Consider the following 15,341-nt stretch of genomic DNA (forward strand, 5'->3'; position numbering starts at 1 on the left):
GACCGAGACCCTGCCATGAGCACCCACGCATCCGAACACCCGAGCCGGACGCTCGCCACCTTCGCGGCCGAACTGTCGTTCGCGCGCATTCCCGATCCGGTGCTGCGTCGCGCCGAGGACCTGATGCTCGACTGGCTGGGCTCGGTGCTCGCCGCCCGGTCGGCGCGTCCGGTGCAGGCCATCCAGCGCTTTGCCGAAATGATGGGGCCGGCCGAGGGGCCGAGCGAGGTGCTGATCTCGCGCCGTACCACTTCGCCGGTCTTCGCGGCGTTGGTGAATGCCGCGGCCTCGCACTACGTCGAGCAGGACGACGTCCACAACGGTTCGGTGTTCCATCCGGCGGCGGTGGTGTTCGCACCCGCGCTGGCGACCGCACAGGCACTGGGCGCGAGCGGCGCGCAGTTGCTCACGGCCGTGGTGGCCGGCTACGAAGTCGGCATCCGGGTCGGCGAGTTCCTCGGCCGTTCGCACTACCGCACCTTCCACACCACCGCCACCGCCGGCACGCTGGCGGCCGCTGCGGCCGTGGGCCGGCTGCTCGAACTCACGCCGGCCCAGATGCTGCACGCCTTCGGCTCGGCCGGCACCCAGTCGGCCGGCGTGTGGGAGTTCCTGCGCGACGCCGCCGATTCGAAGCAGCTTCACTGCGCACATGCGGCGGCGAGCGGGCTGATGTCGGCCTACCTCGCGAAGGATGGCTTCACGGGCGCGCAGCATGTGCTCGAAGGCGCGCAAGGCCTGGGCGTGGGCATGTCGACCGATGCCGATCCCGCGCGCCTCGTCGATGGGCTGGGCACGCGCTGGACGCTGGCCGAGACTTCGTTCAAGTACCACGCCTCCTGCCGCCACACGCATCCGGCCGCCGATGCGCTGCTGCAGGTCATGAGGCGAGAGCAGCTGCAGCAGGGCGACATCGCGCGCGTCGTGACCCATGTTCACCAGGGCGCGATCGACGTGCTGGGCCGCGTGGTGGTGCCGACCACCGTGCACCAGGGCAAGTTCTCGATGGGCACGGTGCTCGGGCTGATTGCGGTCCATGGCCGCGCCGGCCTGACCGAATTCGACCGCGACTACCTGGCGCCCGAGGTGGCGACGTTCCGCGACAAGGTCATGATGGAGCTCGACCGCGAGGTCGACACTGCCTACCCGGCGCGCTGGATCGGCAAGGTCAGCGTCACGACCACCGACGGGCGCACCTTCTCGGGCCGGGTCGACGAACCCAAGGGCGACCCCGGCAACACGCTGAGCCGGGCCGAGATCGAGGACAAGATGAAACGGCTCGCCGCGTATGGCGATGCAGCCACGCCGCAAGAGGCGCAGGCGCTGTGCGATGGCATCTGGTCGCTGGCGGCGGCGCCGCGCGTCGGACGCCTTTTGGGCTAGGTTGGGGGCGGGATCACGCCGACGGCGTACTCTGCTCCGCGAATGTCCCCCGGCCTGCGGCCTCCTCCTTTATTTCGCTGCGCAGAGCACACCATCGACGTGATCCGACAAGTCGGTGGTTCATCCTCGGCCAGCACGACACGACGCTACCCGTGACGAGGGCGCCGGGTGGCCCCCGCAGCGAAGTAAAGGAGGAGCCGAAGGCGGGGGACATGAGCGGAGGGGGCCACCCGGCGCCCTCGTCACACGCCCCGGACAACCCGATGCCCTCGACACGCATCACTGGAGACCTGACATGACACAGACCGCCCGAAGCCTGCTCTTCGTACCAGGCCATCAACCCACGCGCTTCGACAAGGCCTGCCAGAGCGGCGCCGACGCAGTCGTGCTCGATCTCGAGGACGCGGTGCCACTCGACCGCAAGGACGAAGCGCGAATGCAGGTCGCCCACTGGCTCGGAGCGCGTGGGCGCGATGGCGGCGCGATCGTCGGCGTGCGCATCAACCCCGCCGACACCCCGTGGCACGCCGCCGATATCGCGATGTGCGCGCAGGCCGGCATCGCCGTGCTGATGCTGCCGAAGGCCGAGGACGCAGTCGTGCTCCAGCGGCTCTCCGATGCTCTGCCTCGGGCCGTGCTGTGGCCGCTGATCGAGACCGCGCGCGGCATCGACCAGCTCGGCGCGATCGCGGCGGCGCCCAGGGTCCAGCGGCTGGTCTTCGGGTCGATCGACTTCCAGGCCGACCTGGGCATCGAAGGCGAGGGCGTCGAGCTGCTGCTGTTCCGTTCGCAGATCGTGCTGGCGTCGCGCCTAGCCGGCTTGCAGCCGCCGGTCGATGGCGTCAGCACCTCGATCGACGATCCGGCCAGTGTCGAGGCCGATGCGAGGCAGGCGCGGCGCCTGGGTTTCGGCGGCAAGCTCTGCATCCATCCGAAGCAGGTCGAGACCGTCAACCGCGGCTTCTCGCCGACGCCGGCGCAGCTCGAATGGGCACGGCGCGTGATCGAAGCCGATGCGGCCAGCCGCGGCGCGCCGGTCGCGGTCGACGGCAAGATGGTCGACCGCCCCGTGGTGCTCAAGGCGCAGGCGCTGCTCGCCGCGGCCGACCGCGGCTGAGCCGCCCGCGCGTTCAGGCGAACAGGCGCCCGTGGCCCGGCGAGTGCGCATCGAGCCCGGCGCAACGCACCAGGTCCCAGAAGCCCGCGGGCGAACTCGACACCACCGGCACGCCGAAGCGGGCCTCGACCTCGCGCACCGCGTCGAGCGTGACCAGGCCGCCGCACGAGATCAGGATGCCGTCGGCGCCCGGACTCGCTTCGAAGACAGTCGCGCAAAGGTCGACCAGCACGGCGGTCGGCACCTCGCCGACCGCCTGCACGTCGGAGATCGACAGCCCCTGCAGCGCCAGCGGCTCGAAGTCGCTGTCCTCGAGGTAGCGCCGCAGATGCACGTTGACTTCGTCGATGTAGGCGGTGGCCACCGCGACCCGCCGCACGCCGAGGCTGCGCAGGCCGCCGACGATGGCGTTGCTCATCGTGCTGCAGGGCAGCCCGGTGGCGCGGGCCATTTCCTGCTGCAGCTCGCGGTTGAATGCGGCGCCGCGAAAGAAGCTCAGCGAGGTGCCCATCAGCGAGACCGCGGCCACGCCTTCGGCCTTGAGTTCGAGCGCTTTCTCGACCACCGAATCGATCACCTCGGTGTAGCCGCGGGTGGAGATCTCGCCGAGGCCGAGCCCGCGGGCGCTGAAGCGGATGCGCTCTCCGTACAGCAGCGGGCCATCGACCGGCACCGCGCCGGCGGCCGGGGGAACGATCAGGCCCAGGTGCGCTTGCGTCATTTCAGCTCCCTTCGGCCACGATGCGCTGGTCGGTGATGATGCGTTTCCAGCGTGCCGTCTCGTCGGCCAGATCCTTGCGCAGCTGCGCGGGCGGCGCGTAGGCGCGCAAGGTGCCTTGCGCGGCCGCCGCGGTGGCCGCCTCGGGGGTGTCGAGCACGGTCTTCACGGCCGCCGAGATCTTGTCGACGATGTCGTCGGGCGTGCCCGCCGGCGCCAGCAGGAAGAGCCGTGGCGCGACATCGAAGCCCGGCAGCGCATCGGCCAGCGGCGCCACGCCGTCGGCGCCGTCGAGCTTCGCCTTGTTCATGAGCGCCACCGCGCGCAGCTTGCCGGCCTTGGCCTGCGCCATGCCCGCCGTGGCGCTGACGACGCCGATCGGAACCTGCCCGCCGACCACGTCGGGCACGATCTGCGCGGCCCCGCGGTAAGGCACATGCACCACGAAGCTGCCGGTGGTCTGCTTGAGCATCTCGAAGCCCAGGTGCTGCACCGTGCCGACGCCCGAGGTGGCGAAGGAATAGCGGCCCGGATGGGTCTTGAGCTCGGTCACCAGTTCGGCCGGCGTGCGGGCCGGGAAGTCGTTGCCGGTGACGATCATCAGCGGCGAGACGAAGGCGCCCGCCACCGGCTTGAAGCTGGTCAGGGGATCGATCGCGATCTTCGGCTGCAGCAGCTTGGTGATCAGCATGGCGCTGTCGCCCATCATCAGCGTGTAGCCGTCGGGCGCCGCCTTGGCGACCAGGTCGGCCGCGATCATGCCGGTGGCGCCGGCGCGGTTCTCGACCACCACCTGCTGGCCCAGCACCGCCGGCAGGCGGGCGCTCAGGATGCGCGCCGCGGCGTCGACGCCGCCGCCGGCCGAATAGCCCACCACCAGTCGGATCGGCCGGTCGGGGTACTTCTGGGCCCAGGCGGCGCCCGTCATCCCGAGCGCCATGCCCAGCGTCGCCAGGGTCGCCAGGCGCAGGGCTTGACGGCGTGGGGGTCGAGTCGCTTGCTGTCTCTTGTTCATCGTGTCTCCGTTGTCCTTGTCCATGGCCTGCTTCAGGCCTTGCCCTTGCCGTGCGAGGTCGGGAGCTTCGCCAGCTCCCGCACCCGCTCCGCGTTGGGCGCGAAGCCGAGTCCCGGCGTCTCGGGCAGCGTGAGCCAGCCCTGGTCGGGCACCGGCAGGCCGTCGAAAATCTTCTTCAGCATCTCGACCGCGACGTAGTGGTATTCGACCATGCCGCCGTTGGCGACCCCCGCATGCAGGTGCATGTTGTGGAAGGGCCAGGCACCGCCATTGTCGATCGGCACGTTGAAGGCCTGGGCCATGCCGGCGATCTTCAGGCACTGCGAGTAGCCGCCCGAGATCGTCACGTTGGGCTGCAGCACGTCGGCCGCCTGGTTGACCAGCAGGTCGCGGAAGCGGAAGGCCAGGCCTTCGTTCTGCCCGCAGGCCAGAGGGATCGTGGTGCGGCTGCGCAGCTGCGCCATCTGCCGCACGTCGTTCTGCGTCAGCGGCTCCTCGAAGAAGCTGATGCCGTAGGGCTCGATGCGGCGCGCCAGCTGGGTCGCGTGGAACAGGTCGAGGCCGCAGTTGGCGTCGACGTAGAGCTTGACGTCAGGGCCCACGGCCTCGCGGACCGCGGCCACGCGGCGCACGTCCTCGTCGATTACCTCGTCGATCGGGCGCGGCTCGTCGCGGCGCGCGAGCGCATGGCCGCCGACCGTCATCTTGAGCCGCTGGAAGCCCTGCGACACCCAGAGCTTTGCCGCTTCGGCCAGCTGGTCGCGCTCGAAGAAGCCGAAGCCGAAGGTGGCATAGACCGGGACCCGCGAACGCGCGCCGCCCAGCAGGCGCCACAGCGGCTGGCCCAGTGCCTTGGCCTTGAGGTCCCACAGCGCGATGTCGAGCGCGGCGATGGCGTGACTCGCGTAGCCGGTCTGGCCGCGCGGCGAGAGCAGCCAGTAGAGCTTCTCCCAGAGGCGCTCGGTGGCCATCGGGTCTTCGCCGATCAGCGCCGGCCCCGCCACTTCGCGCACCGCGGCGGCGATGATCTCTTCCTCGGTGATGGCGGTCATGCCGTGGCCCACCAGGCCGGTGTCGGTCTCGATCTCGGTCAGGCAGAGCGACAGCGAGGTCTGCTTGGCCAGGCCCAGCACGTCGATGGTGACCGGGATGTTCAGCGGCGTGGCGCTGACGCGGATGATCTTCAAGAATGTCTCCTTTGCTTCCTTGGTTGCGCGATTCTTGACGCGCGCGAGCGGGAGAACAATTCGTTTGTGGCGGGCGCGAGGCTTCGCGGGACGCGAAGGCTCGGGCTGCTACGACCAGCGCTGGACCGCCTCGGCGGTGTCGCTCGGGCGGGTGTTGAAGCAGATGCGGGCGCCGGGGGCAGCCCGGTGCACGACGTTGATCAGCTGCTCGAACAGAAGAAAGTAGGCCGGGATGGTCCGGATGCCGGCACCGATGACCACGCAATCGAAGGCCTTCTCGGACAGCTTCCGGGCCACCACGTCGGCAGCGGTCTCCCCGAGGTCGGTCAGGCACAGCTCGGCCTCGTACCCCAGGGCTGCGAGCTTCGCCTGGTCCGCTTCGAGCCCGGCCCGGACCTTGCCGGCGTTCATGTCGGGCATGCTGCTGAAGTCGACCAGCGTCGGCTCCAATCCGATCACCAGCACTTGCGTCTTCGTCATGGGTCTCTCCTTCGAAAAGATCAAGGGCCGGTCAGGCCGGATCGGGCATCCGAAGATGCTCCAGCACCGAACGCGCCGCCGCGGTCAGGTCCTGCTCGCGCCGCACGCACAGCAGGTGGCGGCGCATGGCCCAGGGCGCGTCGAGGCGCAGGCAGCGCAGCCGCAGGATCTGCAGCTGCGGCAGGATGGCGGCGAAGGGCAGCACGCCGATGCCGATGCCCTGCTCGACCATGCGGCAGACCATGTCGAAGCTGCCGACCTGCATCCGCACCTTGAGCGGCACCTGGGCCTCGAGCGCCGCGGCGAGCAGCACGCGGTGCAGCGCCGTGCCTTCGCGAACCACGATATGGTCGTGCCGCAGCACCTCTTCGACGCCGACCCGCTTGCGGCGTGCGAGCGGATGGTCGCGCGCCACCACGACGGCGAGCTCGTCGCTGCGGTAGGCCAGGCATTCGAGCCCGTCGGCCGGCGTGTGGCCCTCGATGACGCCGATGTCGGCCAGGCCGCCGACCACGGCCTTGACCACCTCGGTGCTGGCGCGCTCCTGGAGGTCGATCTTGAGCACCGGATGCAGCCGCAGGAAGGAGCCGATCTGCGCCGGCAGGAACTGGGCGATGGCCGATGCATTGGCCGTGATGCTGACCACGCCGGCCACGCCGTTCTGGAAGTCGTCGAGCTCGGCGCCGAGCCGGTCCATGGCCGACAGCACGGCGCGGGCATGCAGCAGCAGGCCGTGGCCGGCTGAAGTGAGCGTGACGCCGCGCGCATGGCGCACCAGCAACGGCAGCTTGGCCCGCGCCTCGAGGTCGGAGATGCGCTTGCTGGCGGCGGCCAGCGCGATGTGGCAGCGCTTGGCGCCCTCGCTGATGCTGCCGTGGTCGGCCACGGCCACGAACAGGCGCAGCGATTTGAGGTCGGCCGACATCGGGCTCAGTCCGGCTTCGAGGGCTGGGCCAGGTAGTCGAAGAGTTCGCGTGCGGACGCCGGCAGCTGCTCGCGGCTGCGCGCGATGATCTTGAGCTCGCGTTCGGCCCAGGCGTCGGTCAGCGGCACGGTCTTGATGCGCAGCGCGCGCGACAGGCGCCGCGCTGACGAGGCCGGCAGCACGCCGACCCCGACGCCGGCCTCGATCATGAGGCAGATGGCCTCGAAGCTGCCGACCTGGATCCGCGGCGCGTAGTCGCGGCCCGCCAACTCGGCCTTGCGCAGCAGGAAGCGGTGGATCGCGCTGGCATGGTGCAGGCCGACATGCTGCTCCTCGAGGGTGTCGACGAAGGCCATCGCGCTGGCGTCGGCGAAGCGGTGGGCCGTGGGCACCACCAACACCAGCTGGTTGCGGCCGAAGGGGCGGGCGTCGAAGTCGCCGGTGTGGGCGTCGCCCGCGAGGATGCCGATGTCGGCGCCGCCGTCGGCCACCGAGCGCACGATCTCCTCGCTGAGGAATTCGCGCAGGTCGACCTGCACCGCCGGATGCTGGGTCAGGAAGCCGGCCAGCTTCTCGGGCAGGTACTCGGTGATCGACGTGGTGTTGGCGAACACCCGCACGTGGCCCTTGATGCCCTTGCCGAAGTCCTGCATGTCGATGCGCAGGTGTTCCATCTGCTGCATGACGCGCTTGGCGTGATAGAGCAGGGCTTCGCCGGCGGCCGTGAGGTTCACGCCCTGGGCGGTGCGGTGCAGCAGCTTGCCGCCGATGGCCTCCTCCATCTGCTTGATGCGGGTCGAGGCGGCCGCGAGCGAGATGCAGGCCTTGTCGGCGCCGCGCGTCAGGCTGCGCGCCTCGGCGACGAATGCGAAAAGCTTGAGGTCGAAAAGGTCGAAGTGCAAGTTCACGGGCAGATTGTCCCGCAAGCTTGGGGGCTCGTCAGATCGGGTCCCAGCTGAACACATCGGCCGAGCGGTCGAGCGGATAGAAGCTGGCCCGCATCGCCGGCATCGCATGTTCGGCGATGGTCTGCGGCGTCCAGCCTTCGGAGCGGTGCACCGAGCGCACCGGCCGCGGCTGGCTGATCAGCGATATCTCGTTGTTGCGCACCGAGAAAATCTGGCCGTTGACCTCGTGGGCGGCATCGCTCGCCAGGTAGACCGCCAGCGGGGCGATCTTCGACGGCGTCATCTGCTGGATCTTGGCCACGCGCGCCTTCTGCTCGTCGGTGTCGGTCGGGATGGCGCCGATCATGCGGCTCCAGGCGAAGGGCGCGATGCAGTTGGAACGCACGTTGAACTTCAGCATGTCGAGCGCGATCGACTTCGACAGCGCCGCGATGCCGAGCTTGGCGGCCGAGTAGTTGGCCTGGCCGAAGTTGCCGATCAGGCCCGAGGTCGAGGTCATGTGCACCATCGCGCCCGCGTTCTGCTCCTTGAAGAAGGTCGCGGCGGCGCGGCTCACGAAGTAGGTGCCGTACAGGTGGACCTTGATCACCGAGTCCCACTCGTCGACCGACATCTTGTGGAAGAAGCGGTCGCGCAGGATGCCGGCATTGTTGACCACCGCATCGATGCGGCCGAAGTTGTCGACCGCGCATTGCACCATGCGCGCCGCGCTGGCGGCATCGGCGACGCTGTCGGTGTTGGGCACCGCCTCGCCGCCGATCGCGTGGATCTCGTCGACCACCTGCTGCGCCGGACCGGCGCTGTGGCCGGCGCCGTCGACCGCGGCGCCGATGTCGTTGACCACCACGCGGGCGCCGTGCCGCGCCATGGCCAGCGCGATGTCGCGGCCGATGCCGCCCCCTGCGCCGGTGACCAGAACCACTTTGCCTTCGACCATCGGATCTCTCCAGAAACTTGCCTGCGGAATCGCCTGCGCAGGATGCCACGGGCGGCGCCGCCCGTGCTTCGGGATTCCGAAAGAGGGGTTTCAGTCCGCCCTAGTTCCGCTCGCGCAGCACCAGCGTCTGGACCGCCGTGCCGATCGGACCCCGCTCGTCGTAGAGCCGCGACAGCGTGAGGCCGGCGCCGCTGGCGTCGACCTGGGTTTCCGACGACAGGCCGATCCATTCGCCCGCCGGCGCGCGGTGCAGGTGCAGGTTCAGGTCGGCATTCGAGAACAGGAAGCGGTCGGGCGGCAGCACCCAGCTGAGCCCGTTGCCGAAATCGGCCGCGGCGGCGGCGCGCATCGCGGGCGAGCTGGGCACACCGTGCACCAGCGGCACCGCCAGCCGGAACCATGCGGCGCCCGGGCCGGGCCGGGAGACGTCGCCCTGGGCCGCCAGGGTCTCGACCGCGGTGGCGTAGAACGAGACGCCCTCGGGCAGCCCCGGGATGCGCAGCGGCTGGCTGCAATCCTGCGGCGCCGGAAGCAGGCGCGCTGGCGACGCAGCGGGCAGGTCGCCGGGCAGGGCCAGCGCCTGGCCGCGCAGCATCAGCGCATGGCCGCGCGCCACCAGCGTGTCGCCGGCCAGCAGGTCGATGGTGAGGCGGGTGGTCGAGCGCGCGGCCTGCATGTTGAAGCGGGTGGCGAGCGGCGCGACCGGCACCGGCTTGACCAGCTCGACGGTCAGGCGCGCCAGCTGCCAGCCGGGTTCGTCGATGGCGCTTTCGGCCACGTGTGCGAGCAGGGCGCTGGGAGCGCCGCCGTGCTGCGCGCGAGGGTCCCAGGGGCCGCGCGACAGCGCGCTGGGCAGCCAGGCCTCGCCCTCGCGCGTGAAGACGGCGGCAGGGCGTTCGGATTCGATCGGGGGAGGGGTCATCGCCGTATTCTTACCGCAGCTGGTGCTTGAGCAGCTTGCCGGTCGCGGTGCGCGGCAGCGACTCGCGCATTTCCCAGGCGCGCGGGATCTTGTAGCGCGCCAGCTGCGGTTCGAGGTACTTGCGAAGCGCGTCGCCGTCGAGCACCCGGCCGGGGCGCGCCGCCATCACCGCGGTCACGGTCTCGCCCCATTCGGGATGCGGACGGCCGATGACGGCCACGTCCTGCACGTCGGGATGCATCGCCAGCACGTCCTCGACCTCCTTCGAATAGACGTTTTCGCCGCCGGTGACGATCATGTCGCGCAGCCGGTCGACGATGAAGAGGTAGCCGTCTTCGTCGATCCGCGCCAGGTCGCCAGTGCGGTACCAGCCTTCGTCGTCGAACGCGGCGGCCGAGGCTTCGGGATTGTCGAGGTAGCCCTTCATGATCGCCGGCGAGCGCAGGTGGATCTCGCCCACTTCGCCGGCCGAGCAGCGCTCGCCGTCGGCGCGGCGCACCTCGACCGCGACCCCCGGCACGCCGGCGCGGCCGATCGAGCCGGCCTTGGCGATCGCCTCCTCGGGGTAGAGCACCGTGCCCAGCGGGCCCGATTCGGTCATGCCGTAGACCTGCACGAAGCGGTCGCTGCGGTAGCTGTCGGCCAGCTTGCGTGCCATGTCGGCGCCCAGCGGCCCGCCGCCGTAGGCCCACATCCGCATCGCGCTGAAATCGTAGGACTGCAGGTCGGGCACCACCTGCAGCGGCGCCAGGAAGGCGATCGGCGCCCCGAAGGTGAAGCTGATGCGCTCCTGCGCCAGCGTGTCGAGGAAGGCCTTGGGCGCGTACTCGCGCAGCAACACCACGCTGCCGCCCATCAGCAGGGTGCCGAGCAGCCAGTTGTTGAGCGGCGACGAATGCCAGGCCGGCATCGCGATCAGGGTGCGCTCGTGGCGCGTGATCGAGGTGCTGGCGGCCGCGCACACCGCCGCGAGGAACACGTTGGCATGGGTGTGCAGGCAACCCTTGGGCTTGCCCGTGGTGCCCGAGGTGTAGAGGATCTCGGCCAGCGCGTCGGTGGCCGGCGGCGTGCCGCGCTCCAGGGGCGCGGCCTGCGCGAGCAGTTCGTCGAAGCTGGCCATGCCGGCGCCGGCGCCGGCGCTGTCGGTCGAGAGCCACGCCGGTGCATGCGCGACCTTCTGCGCGAGCGCTGCCAGCGCACCGTCGACCACGCACAGCTTGCTGCCCGAATGCCGCAGCACGTGGTCGACCTCGGGCGCCTGCAGCTTGTGGTTGACCGGCACCACCGCGGCCCCGAGCCGCCAGGCGCCGAACAGCGCGAGCACGAAGCCCGGCGTGTTGAAGCACAGCAGCGCCACGCGGTCGCCGGCGACGATGCCCTGGCCGCGCAGCACGGTGGCGGCGCGGCGGCTCAGCTCGGCGAACTCGGCGTAGCTGTACGAGCGGCCCGCGGCGCGCAGGAACTCCTTGCCCGGCTGCACCCGGGCGTGCTGGTCGAGGATCGAAACGAAATCCGTCATCTTGCTTGTCGCCTCACTGCCAGGCGGCGCGCAGCAGCGCGGCCGGATCGCTGGTGCCCGAGGTGATGCCGGTCACCGGCCCCCAGTCGGGGTCGAAGCGGCTGCCGATGAAGGCGGCCGAGGCCTCGGCGCTCGCGTGCTGCAGCATCAGGCAGGCCTGGGCCGTGAGCACCAGCCGCTGCGTGAAGCGGCGCGCCTGGCGCTCGAGTTCGGCCGGGGGCAGCACGACCGCGTCGCGCAGCGCCTGGGCCTGGGCCCGCAGGCGGCTGTCCTGCGACGCCACTTGCTGCAGATGGTCGAGCACCAGGTGCGCGTCGTCCGGATTGCGCGAGACCGCGCGCAGCACGTCCAGGCTCATCACATTGCCCGAGCCTTCCCAGATCGAGTTGACCGGCGCTTCGCGGAACAGGCGGCCCATCGGACCGTCTTCCACATAGCCGTTGCCGCCGAAGACCTCCATCGCCTCGCCGGTCAGCGCCACCGCACGCTTGCAGTTCCAGAACTTGGCGGCCGGCGTCACGAGCCGGCGCCAGGCGAGGTCGAAGGGATCGGTCGAGCCGAAGTGCGAGGCCAGGTCCATCGCCAGCAAGGTGGCGGCCTCGGACTCGAGCGCCATGTCGGCGAGCAGATCGGTCATCACGGGCTGCTCGATCAGCGCCTTGCCGAAGGCGTGGCGGTTGCGCGTGTAGTGCAGCGCCTGTGCCAGCGCCTGGCGGATGAAGCCGGCGCTGGCGAGCGCGCAGTCCAGGCGGGTGTAGGTCGCCATCTCGATGATGGTCGGGATGCCGCGGCCCTCGTCGCCGACCCGCACGCCCCAGGCCTCCTTGAACTCGACCTCGCTGCTCGCGTTGGAGCGGTTGCCCACCTTGTCCTTGAGGCGCTGGATCTGGACCGGGTTCTTGCTGCCGTCGGGCCGCCAGCGCGGCACCAAGAAGCAGGTGGACCCGCGCTCCTCGGTCTTGGCGAGCACCAGGTGGCCGTCGCACATCGGGGCCGACATGAACCACTTGTGTCCGGTGATCAGGAACTCGTCGCCCCAGGGGCCCCGGCCCGCCGGCACCGCGCGCGAGGTGTTGGTGCGCACGTCGCTGCCGCCCTGCTTCTCGGTCATGCCCATGCCGACCGTCATCGAGTCCTTCTGTGCGAAGGGCAGGTCGCGCGGATCGTGCACTGTCGCGTTCAGTTTGGGTTGCGTGGCCTCGAACAGCGCCGGATTGAGCCGCATCACCGGGATGCAGGCCTTGGTCATGGTGGTCGGACAGGTCGAGCCGGACTCGATCTGGCTGTGCATGTAGAGCGAGGCGCCGTAGGCGGTCCAGGCCGAGGGGCGCGGGTCGACGAAGGGCAGGTTGGCGATGCCGTTGCGGCGCGCGATGCCCATCATCGTGTGCCACGCAGGATGGAACTTCACGAGGTCGATGCGCTCGCCGATGCGCGAGTGGGTGTGCAGTTCGGGCTCGTGGCGGTTGGCATCCTCGGCGGCGCGGATCGTCGCTTCGCAGCCGTACTCCGCGCCCTGGCGCAGCAGCTCGTCGTCGCGCCAGCCGGCACCGCCGCGCGCCACCGCGCGGCGCAGCGCCGGGTCGCTGGCGTAGAGGTTGTAGTCCTTGAGTTCGGGGACCTGGTTGTCGGGGTGGATGCCTGTCATGGTGTGCCTTTCGGGGGTGAAGGGGGCGCGGGCTCAGCCGCCCGCCGGGCGCTTCATCTGGCAGGTGGTGCCCAGCTCGGCCGCCTTGGCGTCGACCATCGCCACGGGCTTCCAGCCCAGGCCGGTGTTCTCCTGGTCGTGCACCACGGTCTTGCCGTCGACCTTCTCCCAGCTCAGCACGTAGATCGGCTGCTGGGCCTGGTGGTCGGACTTGCGCATCTCGACCGGGCCGTTGAGGCCCTCGAAGCGCATGCCTTCCATCTTCGCGGCCACGGTGGCGGGGTCGGTCGACTTCGTCTCGCGGATCGCCTGCGCCAGCATCAGGATCGCGTTGTGGCCCAGGCCGTTGATGAAGTCCTCGCCGACCTGGCGCTTGAAGCCGCCGAGCAGCGGCCTGGACGCCAGCCGCGGGTCGTTCGGGCTGAAGGCCGAGACCAGCTTGACCCGGCCTTCGCCCGCCGCGCCCATGGCGCCCGGCACGCCGAAGTTGTTGGCGTTGAGCGTGTAGAAGTCGACGCCCAGGCCCGAGTCGCGCGCCGCCCGCACGATCAGCGCGAGGTCGGCACCGAAGTCGGCCGTGATCACGGTGTCGGCGCCGGCGCGCTTGATCTTCGCCATGTAGGGCGAGTAGTCCTTGACCTGGCCCAGCGGGTGGAAGTCGTCGCCGACGATCGCGATGTCAGGCCGCTTTTTCGCGAGCGATTCGCGTGCCGCCCTCGAAACCTCCTGCCCGTAGGCGTAGTTCGGGTTCAGCAGGAAGACTTTCTTGATTGCGGGCTGCTTCGCGATGTGGGTGGTCATCGCCTCGATCTTCATGTCGGAATTCGCGTCGGTGCGGAAGTGCCAGAAGCTGCACTGCGCGTTGGTCATCACCGGTGCCTGCGCGGCGTAGTTGAGGTAGACGATCTCCTTGCCCGGATTGCGGCTGTTGTGCTTTTCGATTGCACCCAGCAGCGCCACGCCGACCGCCGAGGAGCTCGCGCCCTGCACCACGTAGCGGATGTCCTGCGCCACGATCGAGTTGAGCAGGCTCAGCGCCTCCTGGGCCGAGAGCTTGTTGTCGAAGGCCACGATCTCGAACTTCGTCGGGCCGGCCCAGCCTTCGTCGTTGGCCATCTTCACCGAGTACTGGAAGCTCTTGAGCACGTTGAGGCCGAGGCCGGCCATCGGGCCGGACATGGCGTCCAGCGAGGCGATCTTCAGGGTCGAGGCGGGTTGGGCCGAGGCGGTGGCAGCGGCCAGCGCAAGCGCGGCCGAGGCCGCCCGGAGGAAGGTTGTCATGTGTTGCTCGTCTCCCGTTTTTCTGCGTTCCGCGCCGGGCTGCGGCGCTGCTTTTCAGCGCTGCAGAATGCAGCCTGTCAGCTCTAAAAATTCTAGGAACAACCGACGCTTCGAGTGTTCGGGTTCCAGGCAAGGAGGCCAGGATCAAACGCTCACCGACTTCTCCCCCGAGGAGGAAGCCGCGACAGTCGCGCGCACTTCACACTTCCCAAGCCCTGCAGGACGCCTTTGTTCGGCTTTTGGTCGAGCGCGGCTACGCGGGCATCACGATCCGCGAGATCGTCCTGGTGGCCGGCACCGGCCTCGGCAGCTTCTATGAATACTTCGCGAGCAAGGAAGACCTCGCGCGGGTCTGCCTGCACCTGCGCTCCAAGGCGCTGCTGATGGCGCTGCGCGACGCGGCCGAACGCCACGCCGGCCAGCCGATGCGCGAGGTCGTCGACTCGGCGATCGAATCGCAGATCGAGGCGCACCGCGAGCATCCGCTCGAATGGGGCGCCCACTACCTGCTCGAACGACAGCTCTCCGGACCCGACGCCTACCGCAAGATGTACGACCGCTTCGTCGACGAGTGGGGCCAGGCGCTCGCGGCCGCGAGCGACGCCCTGCCGCCCGGCCCGAGGGCGGAGGCGGCACGGGTCTGCCTGACCTTGATCTACGGACTGATGGCGCAGGCCCACATCGGCGTGCGCAGCGCGCCGGACATGCCGGCGATCTCGCGCCAGGCGCGCGGCGCGCTCCACGCCTACCTGGACAGCCTGCGGCCCGCCTGACTCAATGCCCCAGCGGCACGCTGGCTTCCTTCAGCACCCGCAGCACGAAGCTCGACTTGCTGTGGCGGATGCCGGGGATCTTGTAGAGCTTTTCGCGCAGCAGGCGCTCGTAATCGCGCGTGTCGCGCACCGCGATGCGGATGTAGTAGTCGTAGTCGCCCGACACCAGGTAGGCCTCCTGGATCTCGGGAATGGTCGCCAGCACGCAGCCGAATTCGTAGAGCGTCTCGTCGGTATGGCTCTCGAGCGTGAGCTGGACGATCACGAAGTCGTTGTAGCCGAGCTTGGCCGGATCGAGGTCGACCGTGTAGCGCTTGATCACGCCCTGCGATTCGAGCTTCTTGATGCGGGTCCAGCAACTGGTGGCCGAGAGCCCGACCGCGGCGCCGATCTCCTGCAGGGTCTTGCGCGAGTCCTCCCGCAGCTCCCGCAGGATGGCGAGATCGATTCTTTCCGATGAATCTTCGATCAAATCGTCTTTAGTGCGATTGGTTTTCATTAAATGGCGCGAATAAGGCGGAAAAATGA

15 protein-coding genes are annotated in these 15,341 nt (G+C 69.6%); 3 read left to right on the top strand and 12 right to left on the bottom strand.

All coding sequences use genetic code 11. The features are described from left to right. The first annotated feature begins 15 nt into the window (after window positions 1-15). Together QTI17_RS21275 and QTI17_RS21280 are read left to right on the top strand one after the other, a co-directional pair. Window positions 16-1,383, top strand: coding sequence for an MmgE/PrpD family protein (locus tag QTI17_RS21275; protein ID WP_286535445.1), 1,368 nt, complete (start codon window positions 16-18; stop codon window positions 1,381-1,383). Between the two features lie 295 nt (window positions 1,384-1,678). Then, window positions 1,679-2,500, top strand: coding sequence for an HpcH/HpaI aldolase/citrate lyase family protein (locus tag QTI17_RS21280; RefSeq protein WP_286535446.1), 822 nt, complete (start codon window positions 1,679-1,681; stop codon window positions 2,498-2,500). Window positions 2,501-2,513: 13 nt separating this feature from the next. On the opposite strand, the gene QTI17_RS21285 is transcribed toward QTI17_RS21280, so the two are convergent. From QTI17_RS21285 to QTI17_RS21335, 11 genes are all read right to left on the bottom strand, one after another. Further along, on the bottom strand, window positions 2,514-3,221 hold the full coding sequence (locus QTI17_RS21285; RefSeq protein WP_286535448.1) for an arylmalonate decarboxylase: 708 nt from the start codon (window positions 3,219-3,221) through the stop codon (window positions 2,514-2,516). Between the two features lies 1 nt (window position 3,222). Next, the gene (locus tag QTI17_RS21290; RefSeq protein WP_286535449.1) at window positions 3,223-4,233 is read right to left on the bottom strand and encodes a Bug family tripartite tricarboxylate transporter substrate binding protein; all 1,011 of its coding nucleotides are present in this window, start codon (window positions 4,231-4,233) and stop codon (window positions 3,223-3,225) included. A gap of 32 nt (window positions 4,234-4,265) precedes the next feature. Further along, window positions 4,266-5,420: a mandelate racemase/muconate lactonizing enzyme family protein gene (locus QTI17_RS21295; RefSeq protein ID WP_286535450.1), complete on the bottom strand. Its 1,155-nt coding sequence runs from the start codon at window positions 5,418-5,420 to the stop codon at window positions 4,266-4,268. A gap of 108 nt (window positions 5,421-5,528) precedes the next feature. Next, complete coding sequence (locus QTI17_RS21300) at window positions 5,529-5,900, bottom strand: hypothetical protein (RefSeq protein ID WP_286535451.1); 372 nt, start codon at window positions 5,898-5,900, stop codon at window positions 5,529-5,531. 31 nt (window positions 5,901-5,931) lie between these two features. Continuing rightward, window positions 5,932-6,825, bottom strand: coding sequence for a LysR family transcriptional regulator (locus QTI17_RS21305; protein ID WP_286526433.1), 894 nt, complete (start codon window positions 6,823-6,825; stop codon window positions 5,932-5,934). 5 nt (window positions 6,826-6,830) lie between these two features. Further along, a complete protein-coding gene (locus tag QTI17_RS21310) occupies window positions 6,831-7,733 on the bottom strand; it encodes a LysR family transcriptional regulator (protein WP_286535453.1) in 903 nt (300 codons plus the stop codon). Between the two features lie 31 nt (window positions 7,734-7,764). Beyond that, window positions 7,765-8,670, bottom strand: coding sequence for an SDR family NAD(P)-dependent oxidoreductase (locus tag QTI17_RS21315; protein ID WP_286535455.1), 906 nt, complete (start codon window positions 8,668-8,670; stop codon window positions 7,765-7,767). 100 nt (window positions 8,671-8,770) lie between these two features. Then, window positions 8,771-9,592, bottom strand: a complete 822-nt coding sequence (locus QTI17_RS21320) for a thioesterase family protein (protein ID WP_286535456.1) — start codon at window positions 9,590-9,592, stop codon at window positions 8,771-8,773. Window positions 9,593-9,602: 10 nt separating this feature from the next. After that, the gene (locus QTI17_RS21325; protein WP_286535457.1) at window positions 9,603-11,111 is read right to left on the bottom strand and encodes a class I adenylate-forming enzyme family protein; all 1,509 of its coding nucleotides are present in this window, start codon (window positions 11,109-11,111) and stop codon (window positions 9,603-9,605) included. Window positions 11,112-11,124: 13 nt separating this feature from the next. After that, window positions 11,125-12,759, bottom strand: coding sequence for an acyl-CoA dehydrogenase family protein (locus QTI17_RS21330; protein WP_286535458.1), 1,635 nt, complete (start codon window positions 12,757-12,759; stop codon window positions 11,125-11,127). Between the two features lie 33 nt (window positions 12,760-12,792). Then, window positions 12,793-14,040 carry a branched-chain amino acid ABC transporter substrate-binding protein gene (locus tag QTI17_RS21335; protein ID WP_286535459.1) on the bottom strand — a complete coding sequence of 416 codons (1,248 nt, stop codon included), beginning with the start codon at window positions 14,038-14,040 and terminating at the stop codon, window positions 12,793-12,795. Window positions 14,041-14,255: 215 nt separating this feature from the next. Here QTI17_RS21335 and QTI17_RS21340 point away from each other — a divergent pair, with 215 nt between their 5' ends. Beyond that, window positions 14,256-14,813, top strand: coding sequence for a TetR/AcrR family transcriptional regulator (locus tag QTI17_RS21340; protein WP_286535701.1), 558 nt, complete (start codon window positions 14,256-14,258; stop codon window positions 14,811-14,813). Window position 14,814: 1 nt separating this feature from the next. On the opposite strand, the gene QTI17_RS21345 is transcribed toward QTI17_RS21340, so the two are convergent. Further along, window positions 14,815-15,312, bottom strand: a complete 498-nt coding sequence (locus QTI17_RS21345; RefSeq protein WP_286535460.1) for an Lrp/AsnC family transcriptional regulator — start codon at window positions 15,310-15,312, stop codon at window positions 14,815-14,817. Window positions 15,313-15,341 lie beyond the last annotated feature (29 nt).

The sequence above is a fragment of the Variovorax sp. J31P179 genome (assembly GCF_030316985.1).
Taxonomy (GTDB): domain Bacteria; phylum Pseudomonadota; class Gammaproteobacteria; order Burkholderiales; family Burkholderiaceae_C; genus Variovorax; species Variovorax ginsengisoli_B.

Bases quoted from the DNA above. Each gene is read 5' to 3' on its own strand.
- QTI17_RS21275 (WP_286535445.1), top strand. From the start codon at position 16: ATGAGCACCCACGCATCCGAACACCCGAGCCGGACGCTCGCCACCTTC.
- QTI17_RS21280 (WP_286535446.1), top strand. From the start codon at position 1,679: ATGACACAGACCGCCCGAAGCCTGCTCTTCGTACCAGGCCATCAACCC.
- QTI17_RS21285 (WP_286535448.1), bottom strand. From the start codon at position 3,221: ATGACGCAAGCGCACCTGGGCCTGATCGTTCCCCCGGCCGCCGGCGCG.
- QTI17_RS21290 (WP_286535449.1), bottom strand. From the start codon at position 4,233: ATGAACAAGAGACAGCAAGCGACTCGACCCCCACGCCGTCAAGCCCTG.
- QTI17_RS21300 (WP_286535451.1), bottom strand. From the start codon at position 5,900: ATGACGAAGACGCAAGTGCTGGTGATCGGATTGGAGCCGACGCTGGTC.
- QTI17_RS21305 (WP_286526433.1), bottom strand. From the start codon at position 6,825: ATGTCGGCCGACCTCAAATCGCTGCGCCTGTTCGTGGCCGTGGCCGAC.
- QTI17_RS21315 (WP_286535455.1), bottom strand. From the start codon at position 8,670: ATGGTCGAAGGCAAAGTGGTTCTGGTCACCGGCGCAGGGGGCGGCATC.
- QTI17_RS21320 (WP_286535456.1), bottom strand. From the start codon at position 9,592: ATGACCCCTCCCCCGATCGAATCCGAACGCCCTGCCGCCGTCTTCACG.
- QTI17_RS21325 (WP_286535457.1), bottom strand. From the start codon at position 11,111: ATGACGGATTTCGTTTCGATCCTCGACCAGCACGCCCGGGTGCAGCCG.
- QTI17_RS21330 (WP_286535458.1), bottom strand. From the start codon at position 12,759: ATGACAGGCATCCACCCCGACAACCAGGTCCCCGAACTCAAGGACTAC.
- QTI17_RS21335 (WP_286535459.1), bottom strand. From the start codon at position 14,040: ATGACAACCTTCCTCCGGGCGGCCTCGGCCGCGCTTGCGCTGGCCGCT.
- QTI17_RS21345 (WP_286535460.1), bottom strand. From the start codon at position 15,312: ATGAAAACCAATCGCACTAAAGACGATTTGATCGAAGATTCATCGGAA.